General features: G+C 72.4%; 15 protein-coding genes. 5 read left to right on the forward strand and 10 right to left on the reverse strand.

The features are described 5' to 3' along the window. Nucleotides 1–52 precede the first annotated feature (52 nt). A complete protein-coding gene (locus ACFWVP_RS10395; protein WP_384495326.1) occupies nucleotides 53–2,881 on the reverse strand; it encodes a penicillin acylase family protein in 2,829 nt (942 codons plus the stop codon). A 222-nt stretch (nucleotides 2,882–3,103) separates the two neighbouring features. Here ACFWVP_RS10395 and ACFWVP_RS10400 point away from each other — a divergent pair, with 222 nt between their 5' ends. Then, nucleotides 3,104–3,715 carry a hypothetical protein gene (locus ACFWVP_RS10400; RefSeq protein WP_384495328.1) on the forward strand — a complete coding sequence of 204 codons (612 nt, stop codon included), beginning with the start codon at nucleotides 3,104–3,106 and terminating at the stop codon, nucleotides 3,713–3,715. A 91-nt stretch (nucleotides 3,716–3,806) separates the two neighbouring features. On the opposite strand, the gene soxR is transcribed toward ACFWVP_RS10400, so the two are convergent. Continuing rightward, entirely contained in the window at nucleotides 3,807–4,280 is a 474-nt protein-coding gene (gene soxR / locus ACFWVP_RS10405; RefSeq protein WP_384495330.1) for a redox-sensitive transcriptional activator SoxR, read from the reverse strand. A 165-nt stretch (nucleotides 4,281–4,445) separates the two neighbouring features. Here soxR and ACFWVP_RS10410 point away from each other — a divergent pair, with 165 nt between their 5' ends. Next, nucleotides 4,446–4,907 (forward strand): MaoC family dehydratase, encoded by a 462-nt coding sequence (locus tag ACFWVP_RS10410; RefSeq protein WP_384495331.1) that lies wholly within the window; start codon nucleotides 4,446–4,448, stop codon nucleotides 4,905–4,907. Nucleotides 4,908–4,995: 88 nt separating this feature from the next. Here ACFWVP_RS10410 and ACFWVP_RS10415 read toward each other — a convergent pair whose 3' ends face one another. The 3 genes from ACFWVP_RS10415 to ACFWVP_RS10425 all read right to left on the reverse strand — a co-directional run bounded on the left by ACFWVP_RS10415 (nucleotide 4,996) and on the right by ACFWVP_RS10425 (nucleotide 7,244). Continuing rightward, complete coding sequence (locus tag ACFWVP_RS10415) at nucleotides 4,996–5,619, reverse strand: TetR/AcrR family transcriptional regulator (RefSeq protein ID WP_384495333.1); 624 nt, start codon at nucleotides 5,617–5,619, stop codon at nucleotides 4,996–4,998. Between the two features lie 85 nt (nucleotides 5,620–5,704). Next, the gene (locus ACFWVP_RS10420; RefSeq protein ID WP_329212709.1) at nucleotides 5,705–5,995 is read right to left on the reverse strand and encodes a YiaA/YiaB family inner membrane protein; all 291 of its coding nucleotides are present in this window, start codon (nucleotides 5,993–5,995) and stop codon (nucleotides 5,705–5,707) included. Nucleotides 5,996–6,092: 97 nt separating this feature from the next. After that, nucleotides 6,093–7,244 carry an acyl-CoA dehydrogenase family protein gene (locus ACFWVP_RS10425; protein WP_384495335.1) on the reverse strand — a complete coding sequence of 384 codons (1,152 nt, stop codon included), beginning with the start codon at nucleotides 7,242–7,244 and terminating at the stop codon, nucleotides 6,093–6,095. A gap of 65 nt (nucleotides 7,245–7,309) precedes the next feature. On the opposite strand from ACFWVP_RS10425, the gene ACFWVP_RS10430 reads away from it, so the two are divergent. The 3 genes from ACFWVP_RS10430 to ACFWVP_RS10440 are packed head-to-tail and all read left to right on the forward strand — an operon-like array spanning nucleotide 7,310 to nucleotide 9,743. After that, entirely contained in the window at nucleotides 7,310–7,999 is a 690-nt protein-coding gene (locus ACFWVP_RS10430) for a TetR/AcrR family transcriptional regulator (protein ID WP_384495336.1), read from the forward strand. A 14-nt stretch (nucleotides 8,000–8,013) separates the two neighbouring features. Then, on the forward strand, nucleotides 8,014–8,742 hold the full coding sequence (locus ACFWVP_RS10435) for an ArsR/SmtB family transcription factor (protein ID WP_384495338.1): 729 nt from the start codon (nucleotides 8,014–8,016) through the stop codon (nucleotides 8,740–8,742). A gap of 44 nt (nucleotides 8,743–8,786) precedes the next feature. Then, on the forward strand, nucleotides 8,787–9,743 hold the full coding sequence (locus ACFWVP_RS10440; protein WP_384495340.1) for a DMT family transporter: 957 nt from the start codon (nucleotides 8,787–8,789) through the stop codon (nucleotides 9,741–9,743). Nucleotides 9,744–9,770: 27 nt separating this feature from the next. Here ACFWVP_RS10440 and ACFWVP_RS10445 read toward each other — a convergent pair whose 3' ends face one another. From ACFWVP_RS10445 to ACFWVP_RS10465, 5 genes are all read right to left on the reverse strand, one after another. Then, nucleotides 9,771–10,850 carry a Zn-dependent alcohol dehydrogenase gene (locus tag ACFWVP_RS10445; RefSeq protein WP_384495342.1) on the reverse strand — a complete coding sequence of 360 codons (1,080 nt, stop codon included), beginning with the start codon at nucleotides 10,848–10,850 and terminating at the stop codon, nucleotides 9,771–9,773. Nucleotides 10,851–10,880: 30 nt separating this feature from the next. After that, nucleotides 10,881–12,275 carry an aldehyde dehydrogenase family protein gene (locus ACFWVP_RS10450; RefSeq protein ID WP_384495343.1) on the reverse strand — a complete coding sequence of 465 codons (1,395 nt, stop codon included), beginning with the start codon at nucleotides 12,273–12,275 and terminating at the stop codon, nucleotides 10,881–10,883. Between the two features lie 424 nt (nucleotides 12,276–12,699). Beyond that, entirely contained in the window at nucleotides 12,700–13,959 is a 1,260-nt protein-coding gene (locus tag ACFWVP_RS10455) for an MFS transporter (RefSeq protein WP_384495345.1), read from the reverse strand. Then, nucleotides 13,959–15,386: a CitMHS family transporter gene (locus tag ACFWVP_RS10460; RefSeq protein WP_384495347.1), complete on the reverse strand. Its 1,428-nt coding sequence runs from the start codon at nucleotides 15,384–15,386 to the stop codon at nucleotides 13,959–13,961. Before ACFWVP_RS10460 ends, ACFWVP_RS10455 begins: the two co-directional genes overlap by 1 nt. A gap of 121 nt (nucleotides 15,387–15,507) precedes the next feature. Further along, the gene (locus ACFWVP_RS10465; RefSeq protein ID WP_384495349.1) at nucleotides 15,508–17,685 is read right to left on the reverse strand and encodes a molybdopterin oxidoreductase family protein; all 2,178 of its coding nucleotides are present in this window, start codon (nucleotides 17,683–17,685) and stop codon (nucleotides 15,508–15,510) included. Nucleotides 17,686–17,863 lie beyond the last annotated feature (178 nt).

The following is a 17,863-nucleotide window of genomic DNA, read 5'->3' on the forward strand; positions in this document are numbered from 1 at the left end:
GGGCTCGGTGTGCCCCGGGTGCCGGGCGGGGTCGGCCGGCACCCGGGGTGGGTCAGCGGTGGGAGGGGAATTCGACTACCTGCTGGTATGTCGGACGGTTCTGCCAGTGGATCGCCTTGTGCGTGATCCCGCCGAGCGCGCGGTGGATGATGGCGTCGCCGCACCACTGCTCCCCCGCCTTGCAGCTGTCGTCACCCGGGTAGACCGTCGTCGCGGGTGTCGCCGCCGCCTGCTTCAGCGTGCTGAGCAGCGCCTCGCGGCACGCGCTCAGGTCGCCGTTGCCACAGTACGTCTTCGCCAGCGGCCCCTTGACGGGCTGCCCGAGGACCTGGCGCAGGTCCTTGTCGGCGAAGCCCCACCAGCCGTACTGGAACGCGGAGCCGCTGTGCGCCCCGCTCGGCCCGTGGCTCGCGGCCGGGGACTCGTCGGTGCCCAGGTTCGCGGTCAGGGCGGTGAAGAGGCCGTCGCCCAGGCCGGGACGGAATTCCGCCTCGATGAGTTTCGGCCACCACGCGTCCATGATCCGCACCGCGTCCGCATGCGTGTAGGTGTGTGATCCGGAGCTGGTCTCCTTGCGCTGCGCGCCGGCCGCGCGCCACGAGTCCAGCTGCTGCACAACCGTGTTGAGCGCCGGGTCGGTGACCGGCTGGGAGCGCAGGACCTTCAGGAGCTCGGGCAGCAGCTGCTCGCCACGCAGGTCGGTGACGGCCGCCTCCGCCATGGCACGGGTGAGGGAGGCGCGGGTCACGCCGCCGTCGGCGACGAGGTCCGCCACCCGGTCGTCGATGAGGTCGCCGCGGTGGACGGAGCCGAAGCCGAAGGCGGCGGTGGCGTAGTCCTTGGCCTGCCGGTTGTTCCACGAGATGTAGTAGTCCTGGCCGCTGGATCGCGGGTGCTCGGCGAACGGCGTGTACGTCGCGGTGTTGGCGGCCGGGTCGTAGCCCCGCCACTCGTACGCCTTCTCGGCCTTCACCGGCAGCGCCGGGTCGACTCCGGCGGCGCGCACCGGGTTCATGCCGCTGTTGTAGAAGGCCGCGGTCCGCGAGTCGGCGTAGAACCAGTTGAAGGCGTAGTCGATGTGACTGGCCGCCTGCTGGAAGGAGGCCGCGTCGGTGACGTACGCCGGGTCGTTGAGCATCTGGAAGCCGATGATCGAGTCGGCCTCGTGCCGGTAGGTGGTGCGCAGCGAGGTGTACGCGACGGGCTTGCCCGCGACCGTGGCGCGATGGGTGACGATGCCGTAGTCGGTGCGCCAGACCTGCATCCGGTAGGAGCCCTTGGCGGTGGAGTCGGCGACCGTGGGCTTCCAGGAGTTGGTGCGCTCCATCTTCTCCATGGCCGCGCAGGCACCGTCGTCGCGGTAGTGCGTGGAGTCCTTCGAGGGCGTGGAGCCGTCCGGTTCGCAGAGCTCGACGGCGTAGGTGTCGGTGATGTCCTGGCCGGCCGAGGTGGCGCTCCAGGCGTAGTCCTGGCCGCGGCCCATCTGGATGTACATGCCGACGCCGGCGAAGGAGACGCCGCGGGCGCTGATGCCGGGGCCCTGCAGCTCCTGGAGCATCATCAGCTGCGGGGCGAAGTAGCCGGTCTGGGGGCCCATGACGGCGATGGGGTTCCCGCTCGCGGTGTGCTCGCCCGACACCAGGAGGGCGTTGGACATGCCCCGCTTCCGGGCGCCGTCCCCGGATCCGGGCAGCGATCCCTCCGGGATGACGCCGTCGTCGTACATGCCCTGCAGCGGCTTGAGGGCGGCCGGTGCCTCGACCGGGGCCTTCGCACCGGTGCCCGCCGAGCCGGTGCGGTCGTATATCAGCGGTTCCGGGGTGACGGAGCCCGCGTCGGGGAGGGCGGTGCCGCGGGCCTGGTCGGGCTTGCCCGCGTAGGGGAACGAGGTGCCGTCGTGGACGGTGAGGACGGCTTCCGGGTCGTTGCGCTGGCGGAAGGACTCCCAGACCCTGGTGCCCTCCTCCACGCCGTACTTCTGCTGGGCGGCGAGCAGGGAGAGCGCGGCCTGCACCTCGCCGCCGCCTCCGCCGCCGAACTGTCCGCCGACGACCGAGGCGATCGAGATCAGGTCGGTCAGCTTGAACGGCTGGATCTCGCCGATGTTGGTGATGGAGTCGATCTTCCCGGTGAGGACGTACTCCCCGGGGAAGTAGCGGCCGCTCTTGGATTTCTGGCGGTAGGCGTTGATGCCGTCGACGTAGGCCTGCGCGTCGGTCATCGCCTGTTCGCCGCGCGCCCCCTCGGTCGTCCTGATCCATTCGACCTGGGCTTCGAGGTCCGCCTCGGTGTACGGGGCCTGCGGCCAGAACTGCTGCTCCAGACCCTGGTTGGCGAGCGCGCCTCCGGCGAACGAGGTCAGCTGGCCGCGTCCGATGTGCCGGAAGAGGTCCATCAGCCAGAGCCGGTCCTGCCCGGCCGCGTACCCGGCGCCGAACTCGGTGCCGTAGCGGGTGGTGCCCTTGATGTGGGGGACGCCGCTCTTCTTGTCGCGGGTGATGGTGACGTCGGAGCGCGGCGTGGTGACGGACTCGACCTGGTCGGCGGCGACCCCGAAGGAGGCGTCGTTGAAGAAGTCGGTCAGCTTCTGGTCGGTGAGGCCCGTGTGACCGGCCACCAGGCCGTTGTAGCGGTCGAGCTGGTCGTCGCTGTGCGCGGGGTGCGTGCCGAACGCCTTGTTGCCGAGGATCTCGACGAGGGTGGCGTTGCCGTTCTCGCCGGGCGGCAGGATGTCCGCGCACTGCCCCTGGCAGTGGTCGGTGACGGCGACGGGTTCCGGCTGCGCCGCCCCGGCCTGGGGCGCCGAGGCGAGAAGGGACGTACCGAGGGCGAGGACGGCCGCGACTGTGGCGGCTCTGAGCGTGCGGGTGCGAGGGGGCATGCGTGCTCCTCCGGGTGGCCGATGCGCCGGAGGTTACCGCCGGTAGGACACGTCGGTAAGATGAACATCAGTCACTTTTTCCGAATCACCACACGGCGACACGCCTCCACACGGGGGATCGTCTCAACCCGTGGATGCTTTTCACCTTTCGATGGAGCCGAATCGGGCAGTCGTACGTCCATCCCTTGACGCCGAAGTACGAGCGACGGAGGTGGCAGTGCCATGGCTGGTTTCCGGAGTCTTGCGAGACAGGTCCGCGATCCGCGGGGCGATCTGGCTTTGCGGCGGTACTCGCTGCGCAAATGCCTGGAACGATTCGCCCCTTACGGTCATCGGGCGACCTGGGACCACCTGTGTGCCCGGCACGGGTTCGAGCCCGAGGACCGGGCTCCCGACCCGGGGCGCCTGGTCCGCGCACTGGAGGAGCTGGAGGAGGCGCGGGCCGTCTGGCTCGCGTACGAGACGGGCTTCGCCGAGCGGCGGCGCCGTGAGAAGCACGACGGGCTGCGCCGGCCGGGCACGTTCGACGACTGGCACCGGCGGACCTGGGGCGGCAACGGCGTCGCCCCCTGCGACGACCCGGAGGTCCACCCGACCGCGCCGCTCGCCGAGGTGCTGGGCCGGCTGATCGCCGCCCTGGGCTCGAAGCCGGGTGCCGCCTGCCCGGTCTGCGCGGGGACCGGCATCGCCTGGCGGCAGGACCTCGACCGCGAACCGTGGTCCGGGCCGGTCTGCACGGGGTGCGGCATCGCGGTCCCCCGGCCCGTGCTGACCGCGAGAGCACTGGCGAAGGCCCGGGGGGTACGGACGAGGGGCCTGGCGTCGGCCGCCTGAGCGGGGCCGGGCGGGGGCGCCGGACACGGGCGCGCCCCGCGTGGGGCCGGCGCACGGGCACACGCGGGAGCCGCACCGGGCCCGCACGCGCCTACGGGCGGTCCGCCGCCTTGCCCTCGGGCATCAGACGCGACCCGGTGATCCGCTCGCCGGAGATGTCGTCGGGGTTGGACAGCACGCAGTTCTCCAGCGACAGGCACCCGCAGCCGATGCAGTCGGTGAGGTGGTCGCGCAGCCGCCCCAGCTGCTTGATGCGCTCGTCCAGCTCCGAGCGCCAGGCGCGGGAGAGCCGCGCCCAGTCCTCGCGGTTCGGCGTGCGCTCCTCCGGCAGCTCGGCGAGCGCGTCCCTGATGGTGGCGAGCGGGATCCCCACCCGCTGGGCGGCGCGGACGAAGGCGACCCTGCGCAGGGCGTCCCTGGTGTACCGGCGCTGGTTGCCGCTGGTGCGGCGGCTGCTGATCAGGCCCTTGGCCTCGTAGAAGCGCAGGGCCGACACGGCGGCGCCGCTGCGCAAGGAGAGCTGGCCGACCGTGAGTTCATGAAGTGTCTGCGGGATCTGTGGCACTCCCCGAACCCTACTGGTCGCGCCTCGGCCGCCGCCTCCCCCTTCGAAATCCCGGGCGGCCACTCGTTGACAGGGACGCACCGCCCAACCATGCTGAGCAAGCGCTTAGACACCGCTCGGGGCGCGCACCTCAGGACTGACAGCCGGAAGGCAGGGACCAGGAACATGGCAGAGCCGAAGATCTTCACGTCCGCGCAGGAGCTGCGTGACGGGGTGGGCCAGGAACTCGGTCACAGCGAGTGGCTGGAGATCGAGCAGAAGAGGATCGACCAGTTCGCCGAGGCCACCGGCGACCACCAGTGGATCCATGTGGACCCGGAGCGCGCCGCGGCCGGTCCCTTCGGGACGACGATCGCGCACGGCTACCTGACGCTGTCGCTGCTGCCCGTGTTCGTCCCGCAGATCCTTCAGGTCGAGGGCGCGAAGATGGGCATCAACTACGGGACCAACAAGGTCCGCTTCCCCTCGACGGTCCCGGTGGGGTCGCGGCTGCGCGCCACCGCCGTGCTCAGGAGCGTCGAGGAGGCGGGCGGCGGGGTGCAGGTGACCGCCCTCGTCACCGTCGAGCGCGAGGGCGGCGACAAGCCCGCCTGCGTCGCGGAGTCGGTGTCGCGCTACTACTTCTGAGCCCCTCACGGCCGCCGGGCCGCCAGGCTGTTACGGGCGCCCCCCGGGGCCCCGGGCCGTACAGGCGTCCCCCGGGGCCCCGCCGGTGCTACTTCCGGGGGCCGACCATCCGCAGGACGAGGTCGGCGTAGAGCGTGCCGACCTCGTCGGGCGTCCGGCTGCCCTGCGCGTTGAACCAGCGCGCCACGTCGATGCAGAGGGACAGCACGGCCAGCGTGGTGCCCGGGACGTCGGGGACGTCGAACTCGCCCGCCCGTACGCCCTCGCTGATGATCCGGCGCACCGCGGCGTCGCTCTTCCGGCGCAGTTCGACGATCTCGGCCCGGTGCTCGTCGCTGAGGGCTTCGAGCTCGTACTGGACGACCCGGGCCGTGGTGTGGCGCTCGGCGTGCCAGCGGACGAAGGCCTGTACGGCGCCGGCGAGCCGTTCGGCCGCCGTGCCGTCCCGGTCGGCGGCCGTCTCCAGGAGGAGCAGGGCGCGGTCGTGGCCGATCCTGCTGATCCGGTGGAGCAGCTCTTCCTTCGTCTTGTAGTGGATGTAGAGCGCGGCCGGGCTCATCCCGGCCCGTCCTGCGATGTCCCGTGTGGTGGTCGCGTGATAGCCGCGCTCGGCGAAGGCCTCGACGGCGGCGACGAGCAGTCGCCGGGCCGCCTCGGGCGTGACCTCGCTCCACGGCGTGTTCTCGCCGTCGGTCTCCTCCGCCGTGCTCATGGTCACGTGCCCCTTTCCCCTCGCAGGACGAACACCATACCGCGAACCTGAGCAAGCGCTTAGGGGGCACCGGTGGCCGGGATCGTCAGAGCTTCTGGAAGGGGTCGTGCTCGGCGAGGATCTTCTCCAGCCGGGCCTGGTCGACACGGCTGATGATCTGCCCGGCCTCCTGGCGGTCCCTGATGACCTTGGCCAGAGTGAAGCACGAAGTGACGAGGTAGAGAACGCCGATGGCGAGGAAGGCCCGCACCCAGGCGTCCGCGTCGAGGAAGAAGATACCGAGGGCCACCGCGCCCATGGCCACTCCGAAGGAGAGGACGGCCTGGCCGTAGAAGGCGGCGGTGCTCTGCTGCTTGACCGATGTTGTCTCACTCATGCTGCACAGCATCGGGCGCGGTGGCGTACGCCACATCCGTCGGCGTACTCAGTCGGTACTCAGTCCCCGCGGCGGCCCGGGGCCGGCCGGGCGGCGGTCAGAAGGCGGAGACGCCCGTCAGCGCGCGGCCGATGATCAGCTTCTGGATCTGGCTGGTGCCCTCGTAGAGGGTCATCACACGGGCGTCCCTCACCAGCTTGCCCACCGGGTACTCGTCGATGTAGCCGTAGCCGCCGAACACCTGGAGGGCGTTGTTTGCGGCGCGGACGGCCGCCTCGGAGGCGAAGAGCTTCGCCGTGGACGCGGCGGTGGCGAAGTCCTGGCCGCGGTCGACGAGGTCGGCGACGCGCCAGGTCAGCATGCGGGCCGCGTCGACGTCCACGGAGATGTCGCTGATCAGCTCCTGGACGAGCTGGTAGCTCGCGATGGACTTGCCGAACTGCTCGCGCTCGCCCGCGTACCGCACGGCGGCGTCGAGGGCGGCCTGGGCGATGCCGACACAGCCGGCCGCGACTGACATCCGGCCCTTCGCCAGGGCGGACATGGCTATGGAGAAGCCCTTGCCCTCCGGCCCCAGGAGGGTGGTGGCGGGGACGCGGACGTCCTCCAGCACGATCTCGGCCGTCGCCTGGCCGCGCAGTCCGAGCTTGCCGTGTACGGTGCGCCGGGTCAGGCCGGGGCTGTCGGCGGGCACCAGGAAGGCGGAGACGCCCCGGTGACCGGGGGTGTCGTTCGTGCGGGCGAAGAGCAGGACGACATCGGCCCAGGTGCCGTTGGTGATGAACATCTTGGAGCCGTTGATCACATAGCTGTCGCCGTCGCGCACGGCCTTCGTGGTCAGGTTGCCCGCGTCGGAGCCGGTGCCCGGCTCGGTGAGGCCGAAGCAGCCGACCGCTTCGCCCGCGGTGAGCCCGGGCAGCCACTGCCGCTTCTGCTCCTCGGTCCCCCATGCGGCGATGGTCTTGGCGACCAGGCCGAGCGAGACGGACACGATGCCGCGCACCGAGGAGTCGCCGCGCCCCAGCTCCTCGGTGACCAGGCAGTAGGCGAGGTGGTCGCCGCCCGAGCCGCCGTACTCCTCGGGGATCGTCAGACCGAGGAAGCCGAGGGCTCCCAGCTTCTTCACGATCGACTTGTCGACATTCTCGGCCCGGTCCCACTCGACGACGTGCGGGGTGATCTCCCGCGCGACGCAGTCCTCGGCGAGCTGCCGTACGGCTTCCTGCTCCTCGCTCAGCTCCAGGTTCATCCTGCGACACCCCACTTTTAATTAGCACTGCTAGTTTTCTGCTTGCAGGCCCTACTATGTGCCGCATGGCCCGACCGCGCAAGCCCCTCCTCAGCAGAGACCGCATCGTCGAGGCGGCGGGCGCCCTCGTGGACGCCGAGGGACTCGACGCCGTCTCGACCCGTCGGCTCGCGGCCGAGCTGGGAGTCAGCGGGCCCTCGCTCTACAACCACTTCCGGAACAAGGACGAGATCCTCGACGCCGTCGCGGACACCGTGTCCGCCCAGGTCGACCTGTCGATGTTCGAGGAGTCCGACCCCCGCGACTGGCCCGCGGCCCTGCACGACTGGGCCGTCTCCTACCGTGCGGCGCTCGCCGCGCACCCGCACATCGTGCCGGTGCTGGCCCAGGGGCCGGGGCGCCGCCCGGCCGGTCTGCGGGTGGCCGACGCGGTGTTCGGCGCCATGGTCCGGGCCGGCTGGCCGCCCGCCCAGGCGACCTACATCGGCGCGCTGATGCGCTACTTCATCACCGGATCCGCGCTCGGTTCCTTCGCCCGCGGCTTCGTCGACGACGAGACCGCCTACGACCCCACCGACTACCCCCACCTCGGGCAGGCCCATCTGCTGGCCGACCGCCGCCAGCAGGTCGACGAGGGCGCCTTCGAGACCGGGCTGCGGGCCCTGTTGGACGGCCTCGCACTCCAGTACGACCGGACGGTGACGAACGGAAAGACGGCGTCAGGAACCGTTCGGCGCCCGCCGAACGGTTCCTGACGCATCCTGGACCTATGGCACGCACGCCCCCGCACGACCCGGTCGCACCCCGTCTCGCCGCCCTGGCCTCGCTGCTCGCCGACGAGACCCGCGCCTCCTTCTGTCTCGCCCTGCTCGACGGCCGCGCCTGGACCGCGGGCGAGCTGGCGCGCTGTGCCGGGGTGGCCCCGTCGACCGCGAGCGAGCACCTGGGGAAGCTGGTCACCGGCGGGCTGCTGGCCGAGGAGCGTCAGGGCCGCCACCGCTACGTGCGGCTCGCGGGCGCACGGGTCGCCCGGCTCGTCGAGGAGCTCGCCGCACAGACCGCCCCCGGCCCCGACGAGGCAGGTCCGCGGACCCTGGGCGCGGCGGGCCTGAGCAGCGCGCTGGCCAGGGGGCGCACCTGCTACGACCACCTCGCCGGGCGGCTCGGCATCGCGATCACGGACGCGATGACCGCCCGGGGGCTGCTGCGGCAGGACACCGGCTTCGCGCTCACCGAGGACGGGCTGGACTGGTTCGGCGCGCTCGGTGTGCCGCTGGACACCACGTCACGGCGGCCCCTGGCGCGCGGCTGCCTGGACTGGACCGAACGCAGGCCGCACCTGGCGGGTGTCGCGGGTGCCGCCCTGTGCGGCCACGCGCTGGGGGCCGGATGGTGCGAACGCTTCGGATCGGGCCGCGCGGTCCGGGTGACCCCCGGCGGGCTGCGGGCACTGTCGGAGCTCCTGGATCTCGGCCCCACGACGATTGACGGTTCGTGACAATTCGTTGGGTGCCGAAGCGTTTCGGCCCTACGGTCGTCGCCATGACGACGACACCCGCACCATCCGCGGCCTCCTCACCGCTCCGGGACTGGCGTGCCCCTGCCGCCGTGTGCACCACGGTGATCCTGTGGGCCTCCGCCTTCGTCTCGATCCGCAGCGCGGGCGAGGCGTACTCACCGGGCGCACTGGCCCTGGGCCGGCTGCTCGCCGGTTCGCTGACGCTCGGCGCGATCCTGCTCGTACGCCGGGAGGGGCTGCCGTCGAGGGCCGCCTGGCCGGGCGTCATCGCGTCCGGGCTGCTGTGGTTCGGGCTGTACATGGTGGTGCTCAACTGGGGCGAGCAGCAGGTCGACGCGGGTACGGCGGCCATGATCGTGAACATCGGGCCGATCCTGATGGCGCTGCTCGGGGCCCGCCTGCTCGGGGAGGGGCTGCCGCGCCGGCTCCTGACGGGCATGGGGGTCTCGTTCGCCGGTGCCGTCGTGGTGGGTCTCTCCATGTCCGGGCACGGGAGTTCCTCGGTGCTCGGTGTGCTCCTGTGCCTGGTGGCCGCGGTGTCGTACGCCGGCGGGGTGGTCATCCAGAAGCCCGCGCTGCGGCACGGATCGCCGTTGCAGATCACCACGTTCGGCTGCCTGGTGGGTACGGCCGCCTGCCTGCCGTTCACCGGGGTGCTGGTCTCCGAGGCGGCCGACGCACCGCTCTCCGCGACGCTGAACATGATCTACCTCGGCGTCTTCCCGACGGCGCTGGCGTTCACCACCTGGGCCTACGCCCTGGCCCGGACCACGGCGGGCCGGCTGGGCGCGACGACGTACGCGGTGCCGGCCCTGGTGGTGCTGATGTCGTGGCTGCTGCTCGGCGAGGTGCCCGCGCTGCTCACCGTCGCGGGCGGGCTGCTGTGCCTGGCCGGGGTGGCGATCTCCCGCACCCGGTCGCGGGCGGCCTCGCGTACGGCCGCGGGCGGCGAGGAGCCGGCGGAGGCCCGGGTCTCCTGAGCCGCCGCCGGTGTCCTGCCCCGGTGCCTAGAAGACGACCAGCGCGCGGCCGCCCCTGCCCGCGATCATGTTCTCGAAGGCCGCCGGGATGCCGTCGAGCGCGATGCGTTCCGTCACCAGCATGGAGAGGTCGAAGCGGCCGGCCCGGATGTGTTCGGCGAGCACGGGCAGGTCCCGTGCCGGGTCGCTGTTGCCGTAGACGCAGCCGGTGAGCGAGCGGCCCCAGTGGAAGATCTCCAGGGCGTTGAAGGTCACCGGCTGGTCCTTGCCGCCGATGCCGACGACCGTGGTGCGTCCGCCGCGCCGGGTGGACTCCCAGGCCGCGCGGATCGTGGCGGCCCGTCCCACGCACTCGACGGCGACGTCGGCGCCCTGGCCGCCGGTGAGCTTGCGGATCGCGCGCGGGGTGGTGTCCGAGGCGACGACGTAGTCGGTGGCCCCGGCCCGGCGGGCGAGCTCCTCCTTCTCCGGCGACACGTCGACGGCGATGATCTTCGAAGCTCCCGCGATGCGGGCGGCCTGGAGGACTGCGAGGCCGACCCCGCCGATCCCGAACACGACGACGCTCTCGCCCTCGCGGACCCGGGCGGAGTGGTGTACGGCCCCGTATCCGGTCAGGACCGCGCAGCCGAGCAGCGCGGCGTCGGTGAGCGGGATGCCGGCCGGGGCGGGCAGGACGCAGTTCGCCGCGACGACGGTCTCCTGTGCGAAGGCCGCCACGTTCAGGCCCGGGTGGAGCTCGGTGCCGTCGGCCGTACGCGCGTGGATGTTCGCCGCGCCCTTGAGCGCGTCGGCGCAGAGCCAGATCTCGCCGATCCCGCAGTGGAAGCACTCTCCGCAGGACGGCGCCCAGTTGAGGACGACCTGGTCACCGGGGCCGACCTGGGTGACGCCCTCGCCGACGGCGAGCACCGTGCCCGCCCCCTCGTGGCCGAGGACGGCGGGGACGGGCAGCCGCATGGTGCCGTTGGACAGGGACAGGTCGGAGTGGCAGACCCCGGCGGCGGCGAGGCTGATCCTCACCCGGCCGGGGCCGGGCTCGGGGAGTTCGATGTCGGTGATCTCCAGGGGAGCTCCGACGGCGGGCAGTACAGCGGCGCGGACCACGAACAGACTCCTCGGTGGGTCGGAGGGGGCTCAGAACTGGAGGGACTTGGTCTGGAGGTACTCGGCGAGGCCGTGCGGGCCGAGCTCGCGCCCCACACCCGACTGCTTGTAACCGCCGAAGGGGGCCAGCGGGTTGAAACGGCCGCCGTTGATGTCGACCTGCCCGGTGTCCATGCGGCGGGCGAAGGCGACGGCCTCGGCGTCGTCGGCGCCCCAGACCGCGCCGGCCAGCCCGTACACGGTGTCGTTGGCGATCCGCAGGGCGTCGTCCACGTCCTCGTACCGCAGGATCGAGAGCACCGGGCCGAAGATCTCCTCCCGCGCGATGGTCATGCCGGGGGTGACGTCGGCGAACACGGTGGGGCTGACGTAGTAGCCCTGCTCCCTGGGGGCCTCGGGGCCGCCGGCGACGAGACGGGCGCCCTCCTCGACGCCCTTCTCGATGTAGCCGCGCACCCGGGCCTGCTGCGCGGCGTTGACGACGGGGCCGACGCGCTCCCCGGGGACGTACTTGGCGACGGCCGCCGCGGCCAGGGTCACGGCCTCCTCGTACCGGTCGGCGTCGACCAGCATGCGGGTCCAGGCGCTGCACGTCTGGCCGGAGTTGGACATCACGTTGGCGACGCCCACGTTGACGGCCTTGGCGAGGTCGGCGCCGGGCAGGATGACGTTGGCGGACTTGCCGCCGAGCTCCAGTGCGACCCGCTTGACCGCGGCGCCCGCCGTGGCGCCGATCCGCCGGCCGACGGCGGTGGATCCGGTGAAGGAGACCAGGTCGACGCCCTCGTGCTCGGCGAGCGCCTGTCCGGCGACGGGGCCGAGTCCGGTGACCAGGTTGAAGACGCCGGCCGGCAGGCCCGCCTCCTGGGTGGCCTCGGCGAAGAGCTGGGCGGTGAGCGGGGTGTCCTCGGCGGGCTTGAGGACCACGGTGCAGCCCGCGGCGAGTGCGGGGGCCACCTTGGCGACGATCTGGTGGAGCGGGTAGTTCCAGGGGGTGATCGCGCCGACGACCCCGACGGGCTCCAGCAGGACGGTGGAGTTGCCCAGCTTCTCCTCGAAGGCGTACGTGGCGGCCAGTTCGGCGTACGAGCCCGCGACCAGCACCGGTACGCCCGCGTGCACCGCCCGGGACAGCGGCAGCGGGGAGCCGAGCTCCGCGGTGACGGTCTCGGCGATCTCGTCCTGGCGGGCGGCCAGGACGTCGCGCAGGGCGCCGATCCGGGCGGCGCGCTCGGCGGGCGGGGTGGCGGCCCAGCCGGGGAACGCGGCGCGGGCGGCGCGTACCGCGGCGTCGACGTCCTCGGCGGTGCCCGCCGGGACGTGGCCGATGACCTGTTCGTCCGCCGGGTTCACGACCGCGATCGTGTCCTGGCCCGAGGCGGGCCGCCACTCCCCGCCGATGTACATCCCGTCATGCGCCTTCATGGCTGTTCCTCCCGGGCTCACTGTGCCTGCCGCCGAAGCCGTGCGTACGGACGGATGCCGTCCCGGCCCCAAACTAGCGCTGTTAGTTTTTCGGCGCCAGGGAACGGCTGGAGACACAGGTCACGCGCGGCCGGGGGTCCGGCGTGTCGAGTACGGCGACGGAGCCGGTGGCGCGCTGCTTGAGGCGTTCCGGCACACCGGTTCCGCCACCGCCCGCGCGACGGCGGCGGGGTGCCTGCGGGGGTGCGACTCCAGGTCGGGCACCATGGCGGGCCGCGAGCCGGTGTCGAGGTGGACCAGCGCCTCGTGGCCCTGGTACTCGACGTGGGGGGCTGCGCGTGGGGAGCGGCTGCGTGGCCTGAAGTCGACCCACGGGGCGGGGCGTGGGAATGATTCGCGCAGGGCCGATCGGTCTCGGGATGGGTCAGGCGGGGTTCCGCTTCGCGTGGGGCCGCTCGGCCCCGGCGCGGGGTACGGGGACGGGTGGGGCGGGGTCCTCGGGGGTGGTCCGGCCGCTGCGTACGCCGAGTCCGGCCGCCCCGACCAGCAGGGCTCCCAGCATCACGAACGGCGCCGCACCGCCCGCGACACCGGCGACCAGCCCGGCCGACGCGGGGGTCGCGACCTGGCCGAGGCGGTTGCCGGTGAGCCTGAGGGCGAGCGCGGTGGAACGGGCCGCCGCGGGGGCGGCCCGGACGACCGTGGTCATCGAGAGCGGCTGGCCGACCCCCAGGCAGAAGCCCATCACCGTGAGCATCAGGGCGAGCCACCGGAGGGGCACCGGCAGGGCGATGCCCGCGCACAGCAGACCTCCGAGCAGGCAGGTCGTGGTGAGCAGGGCGGTCCGGCCGAGGAGCCGCAGCATGGGTGTCATGACGAGCCGGCAGGCGATGGTGGCGGCGGCCCGCAGGCTGAGCAGCAGTCCGACCGTGGCGGGCGGGATGCCGCGCTGTTCGCCCAAGACCGGCAGGTAGGCGGTGAGGATGTCGGTGGCGGAGAGCACAGCGAGGCTGATGAAGATGCCGGCCGGGACGCCGCGGGTCCGCAGGATCCGGCCGACCGGGACCTTCTGCCGGGACGCCGGCCGCGCGGAGCCGGTGGACGCCCGGTGCTCGACGCGCCACAGGGCGGTGAAGGAGACGGCGGCGACGCCCGCCGAGACGAGCAGCGCGAGGGCGCTCGTACGGGCCATGGCGCCGTCCCGCTCCGAGACGAGGTATCCGGCGGCGATCGGTCCGACGAGCTGGCCCAGGGAGGCGCCGATGGTGAAGTGGCCGAAATTGCGGTCCTGTTCGGCGGGGGCCGACTGCCGGGCGACGAGTGACTGGGCGCCGATCACGAAGCAGAGGTGGCCCAGGCCCATGACCCCGCTCCAGGCCGCCAGGGCCGTGAGGGAGTGCGCGCGGCCGCTGAGCGCGCAGCCCCCGGCGATCAGGACGACGCCGAGGGGCAGCAGGGGTGCGCAGCGGCCGTGGTCGGTCCTGCGGCCCAGCGGCACGGCGGCGAAGAGGGGGAGGAGCGCGTACGCCCCGGCGATGACGCCGATGGCCCGTTCGTCGGCGCCCAGCGAGAGGGCCCGGTAGGAGACGGCGGGCCGCGCCATCGACACCGCCCCCTGCGCGAAGGAGAAGGCGATGACGAGGCGCAGCAGCCAGCCCCTGCCGGGCCGTGACGGGGTGGGCATCAGATGATGCCGAAGAGGATTCCGGCGCCGAGGACCACGAGGGAGGTGAGCGCGGCCCACTTGACGGTGAAGCGGGTGTGGTCGCCGAACTCGACCTTGGCCATGCCGACCAGGACGTAGACGGCGGGCACGAGCGGGGACGACATGTGCAGCGGCTGGCCCACCAGGGAGGCGCGGGCGATCTCCAGCGGGGAGACGCCGTGGGCGGCGCCGGCTTCGGCGAGCACGGGCAGGACTCCGAAGTAGAAGCCGTCGTTGGACATGAAGTAGGTGAGGGGCAGGCTCAGGAGGCCGGTGACGAGGGCCATGTGCGGGCCCATCGCGTCGGGGATGGCACCGACGAGCCAGTCGGCCATGTGATCGACCATACCGGTGCCGGTGAGGACGCCGGTGAAGACGGCGGCGGCGAAGACCATGCCGGAGACGTTGAGCACGTTGTCGGCATGGGCGGCGATACGGGCCCGCTGGTCGGGCATGTGGGGGAAGTTGACCGTGAGGGCGAGGGCCGCGCCGAGCAGGAACAGCACCGGGATCGGCATGAGTTCGAGGATCATCGCGGCCAGCAGGGCGACGGTGAGGCCGGCGTTGAACCAGTAGAGCCCCGGCCGCAGCGTGGACCTGTCGGGGTCGAGTCCCTTGAACTCCTCGTCCGGCTCGTCGGACGTCTCCGGCCCGTCCGCGCCCGGCTGCGCCCCCTTCACCGGGACCCCGCCACCCGTACCGGCCGGCGCCCCCTTCGCGGGGGTCCCGCCGCCGCCCGTGCCCACCAGGACGGTCTCGGGCTCCCGCACGCACGCCTCGTCGAGGGTGAGCACGCCGAGCCGCTTGCGCTCGCGACGGCCCAGGACGCACGCCAGCAGGACGACGGCGAGCAGTCCGACGGCCAGGGCCGGGATCATCGGGACGAAGATGTCGCCCGCGTCGAGCTTGAGCGCGGTGGCGGCGCGGGCGGTGGGGCCGCCCCAGGGCAGGGTGTTCATGACGCCGTTGGCCGTGGCGGCGACACCGGTCATCACGACCAGGCTCATCTTCAGCCGCTTGTAGAGCGGGTACATCGCCGAGACGGTGATCATGAACGTGGTGGAGCCGTCGCCGTCGAGCGAGACGATCGCGGCGAGCAGCGCCGTGCCGATGACGATCCGCATCGGGTCGGCCTTGCAGAAGCGCAGGATGCCCCTGACGATCGGGTCGAAGAGGCCGACGTCGATCATCACGCCGAAGTAGACGATGGCGAACATCAGCATCGCCGCGGTCGGCGCGAGGGTGCCGACACCTTCGATGACGTAGTCGCCGAGCTGCGCACCCTGCCCGACGGCGACACAGAAGAGTGCGGGGATCAGGATCAGCGCCGCGATCGGCGACATCTTCTTCATCATGATCAGGACCAGGAAGGTCGCGATCATGGCAAATCCGAGGACTGTCAACATGTGGGATACCTAACGTTCACCTTTGAACTCGCACCGAGGCCGGCGGTTCGGATGACGTTAGGGGTCCCCTCGCGACGTTCACAAGATGTTGACGCGTGAGCAATACGAGCAAAACACCAGGTCAGCGAGCTGGTGTGAGAGAGACCGGCACGGCGTTGAGCACCGAGGTGCCGGACAGCGGGTCCATGAGGGTGCCGTCGAGCAGCTGGTTCACGTTGACTCCCGGCTCCGCCTCCGCGACGGACATCCGGGTACCGGGACGGCTGTGTCCCCAGCCGTGCGGAAGACTCACGACCCCGGCCCGTACGGCGTCGGTGATCTCGGCCGGTGCCTCGACCTGACCGCCCGCCGCGGTGATGCGGGCGATGTCGCCGTCGGCGAGTCCGAGGCGGGCCGCGTCGTCGGGGTGGATCTGCAGCGTGCAGACGTTCGAGCCGCCGCGGAGCGAGGCGACGTTGTGCATCCAGCTGTTGTTGGACCGCAGATGGCGGCGGCCGACGAGGACGAGCTCCGCGGGCTCCGCGTCGAGCGCCGCCCGCAGGCGGGGCAGGTCGGCGGCGATCGGTGCCGGGAACAGCTCGATGCGGCCGCTGCGGGTCTTGAGCGCCTGCGGGATGCGGGGTTTCAGCGGGCCGAGGTCGATCCCGTGGGGGTGGGCGAGAAGCCGCTCCAGGGTGAGGTCGTAGGGGCCCAGGCGCAGCATCAGGTCGAGGCGCCGTTCAGCCCCGGTGCGGCCGGTCAGCTCGCCGGCGAGCGTCGCGGGGGCCCCCGCCCTGTCCAGCGTGGCGGCGATGACCAGGTCGTCGACGGAGCCGGGCGGCGCGCCGTGCGTGCCGCCGACGGCGAGGACGAGGCGGGCGAGGATCTCGCTCTCGTCCATCCGGCCGTCCTCCAGGGGCACGGCGGGCCGGCTGTAGCGGACCTGGTTGTGGACGGCGAAGGAGTTGAACGCGAAGTCGAAGTGGGCGCTCTGCGAGGGCGGCGGCGGGGGCAGCACCACGTCCGCGTGGCGTGCGGTCTCGTTGAGGTACGGGTCGACGCTGACCATGAAGTCGAGGCCGGCGAGTGCCCGGTCGAGGCGGTCCCCGTCGGGGGACGAGAGCACCGGGTTGCCCGCGACGACGATCAGGGCGCGGATCCGCCCCTCCCCCGGGGTCTCGATCTCCTCGGCGAGCGCTGCGGTGGGCAGTTCGCCCTTGGCCTCGGGGTGGCCGGAGACCCGGCTCCGCCAGCGGCCGAGGGCGAAGCCCTTGCCGGGGGCCGCCGCGCGGGGGGCGCGGGCGGTGGCGGAGAGCGGGAAGAGGGCGCCGCCGGGGCGGTCGAGGTTGCCGGTGAGGATGTTGAGTACGTCGACGAGCCAGCTGGCGAGGGTGCCGTGTTCGACGGTGCAGCTGCCGATGCGCCCGTACACGGCCGCGGCGGGGGCGGCGGCGAGCTCGCGGGCGATCACGCGGATGGTGTCGGCGTCGATGTCGCAGGCGGCGGCCACGGCTTCGGGGGTGAAGTCGGCCATCGCGTCGGCCAGTTCGTCGTAGCCGTCGAGGTGGTCGGTGAGCGCGCCGGGGTCGGCGAGCTTCTCGTCGATGAGCACCTGGGCGAGGGCGGCGAGCAGGAGGGCGTCGGCGCCCGGCCGGATGGCGACGTGCCGGTCCGCGAGGCGCGCGGTGCGGGTGCGGCGCGGGTCGATGACGGTGAGGGTGCCGCCGCGCCTGCGCAGCGACTTGAGCTTGCCCGGGAAGTCGGGGGCGGTGCAGAGGCTCCCGTTGGACTCGAGAGGGTTGGCACCGATCAGCAGCAGGTGGGCGGTGCGGTCCAGGTCGGGTACGGGGATGGCGTGGGCGTCCCCGAAGAGCAGTCCGCTGGAGACGTGCTTGGGCATCTGGTCCAGGGTGCCTGCGCTGAAGACGTTACGGGTGCCGAGAGTGGAGAGCAGCATGGGCGGGTAGAGGGCGCCGGCCATCGTGTGCACGTTGGGGTTGCCCAGGTAGACGCCGACCGACTGCTTGCCGTGCTCCTCGGCCAGCGCCGGGATCCTCGCGGCGATCGTGTCGAAGGCCTCGTCCCAGGTCGCTTCGCGCAGGACACCGTTCTCGCGCACGAGCGGGGTGCGCAGCCGGTCGGGGTCGGCGTCGAGGCCGCCGAAGGACGCGCCCTTGGGGCAGATGAAGCCCTGGCTGAACACGTCGTCGCGGTCACCCCGGGCTCCCGTGACCGTGGTCCCCTCGATGGTGAGGGTGAGTCCGCAGGTGGCCTCGCAGAGCGGGCAGACTCGCAGAGCGGTGCGGGAATCGTGGGACATGGGCCCTCCCCGGGGCGGCGACAGCGATGGCGCGCGGGCGTGCGGCGATGACCGCGGCGGCCCGCACGGCGGGCGCGGCTCCCGGCGCGACCGAGCATACCGACCGGTACGGATGCTGGCGAGAGTGCGGACGCACCCGCGTGGACACTCCGCGTCCCACCCCCTCGGTCACCCCGGG

This window comes from Streptomyces sp. NPDC058637 (assembly GCF_042717325.1).
Taxonomy (GTDB): Bacteria; Actinomycetota; Actinomycetes; order Streptomycetales; family Streptomycetaceae; genus Streptomyces.

What these genes read in the sequence shown, in the direction of transcription:
- ACFWVP_RS10415 (WP_384495333.1), bottom strand. Translation starts at nt 5,619, where the DNA reads ATGAGCACGGCGGAGGAGACCGACGGCGAGAACACGCCGTGGAGCGAG.
- ACFWVP_RS10430 (WP_384495336.1), top strand. Translation starts at nt 7,310, where the DNA reads ATGGCCCGACCGCGCAAGCCCCTCCTCAGCAGAGACCGCATCGTCGAG.
- ACFWVP_RS10420 (WP_329212709.1), bottom strand. Translation starts at nt 5,995, where the DNA reads ATGAGTGAGACAACATCGGTCAAGCAGCAGAGCACCGCCGCCTTCTAC.
- ACFWVP_RS10450 (WP_384495343.1), bottom strand. Translation starts at nt 12,275, where the DNA reads ATGAAGGCGCATGACGGGATGTACATCGGCGGGGAGTGGCGGCCCGCC.
- ACFWVP_RS10400 (WP_384495328.1), top strand. Translation starts at nt 3,104, where the DNA reads ATGGCTGGTTTCCGGAGTCTTGCGAGACAGGTCCGCGATCCGCGGGGC.
- ACFWVP_RS10435 (WP_384495338.1), top strand. Translation starts at nt 8,014, where the DNA reads ATGGCACGCACGCCCCCGCACGACCCGGTCGCACCCCGTCTCGCCGCC.
- ACFWVP_RS10410 (WP_384495331.1), top strand. Translation starts at nt 4,446, where the DNA reads ATGGCAGAGCCGAAGATCTTCACGTCCGCGCAGGAGCTGCGTGACGGG.
- ACFWVP_RS10465 (WP_384495349.1), bottom strand. Translation starts at nt 17,685, where the DNA reads ATGTCCCACGATTCCCGCACCGCTCTGCGAGTCTGCCCGCTCTGCGAG.
- ACFWVP_RS10425 (WP_384495335.1), bottom strand. Translation starts at nt 7,244, where the DNA reads ATGAACCTGGAGCTGAGCGAGGAGCAGGAAGCCGTACGGCAGCTCGCC.
- ACFWVP_RS10460 (WP_384495347.1), bottom strand. Translation starts at nt 15,386, where the DNA reads ATGTTGACAGTCCTCGGATTTGCCATGATCGCGACCTTCCTGGTCCTG.
- ACFWVP_RS10440 (WP_384495340.1), top strand. Translation starts at nt 8,787, where the DNA reads ATGACGACGACACCCGCACCATCCGCGGCCTCCTCACCGCTCCGGGAC.
- ACFWVP_RS10455 (WP_384495345.1), bottom strand. Translation starts at nt 13,959, where the DNA reads ATGCCCACCCCGTCACGGCCCGGCAGGGGCTGGCTGCTGCGCCTCGTC.
- ACFWVP_RS10395 (WP_384495326.1), bottom strand. Translation starts at nt 2,881, where the DNA reads ATGCCCCCTCGCACCCGCACGCTCAGAGCCGCCACAGTCGCGGCCGTC.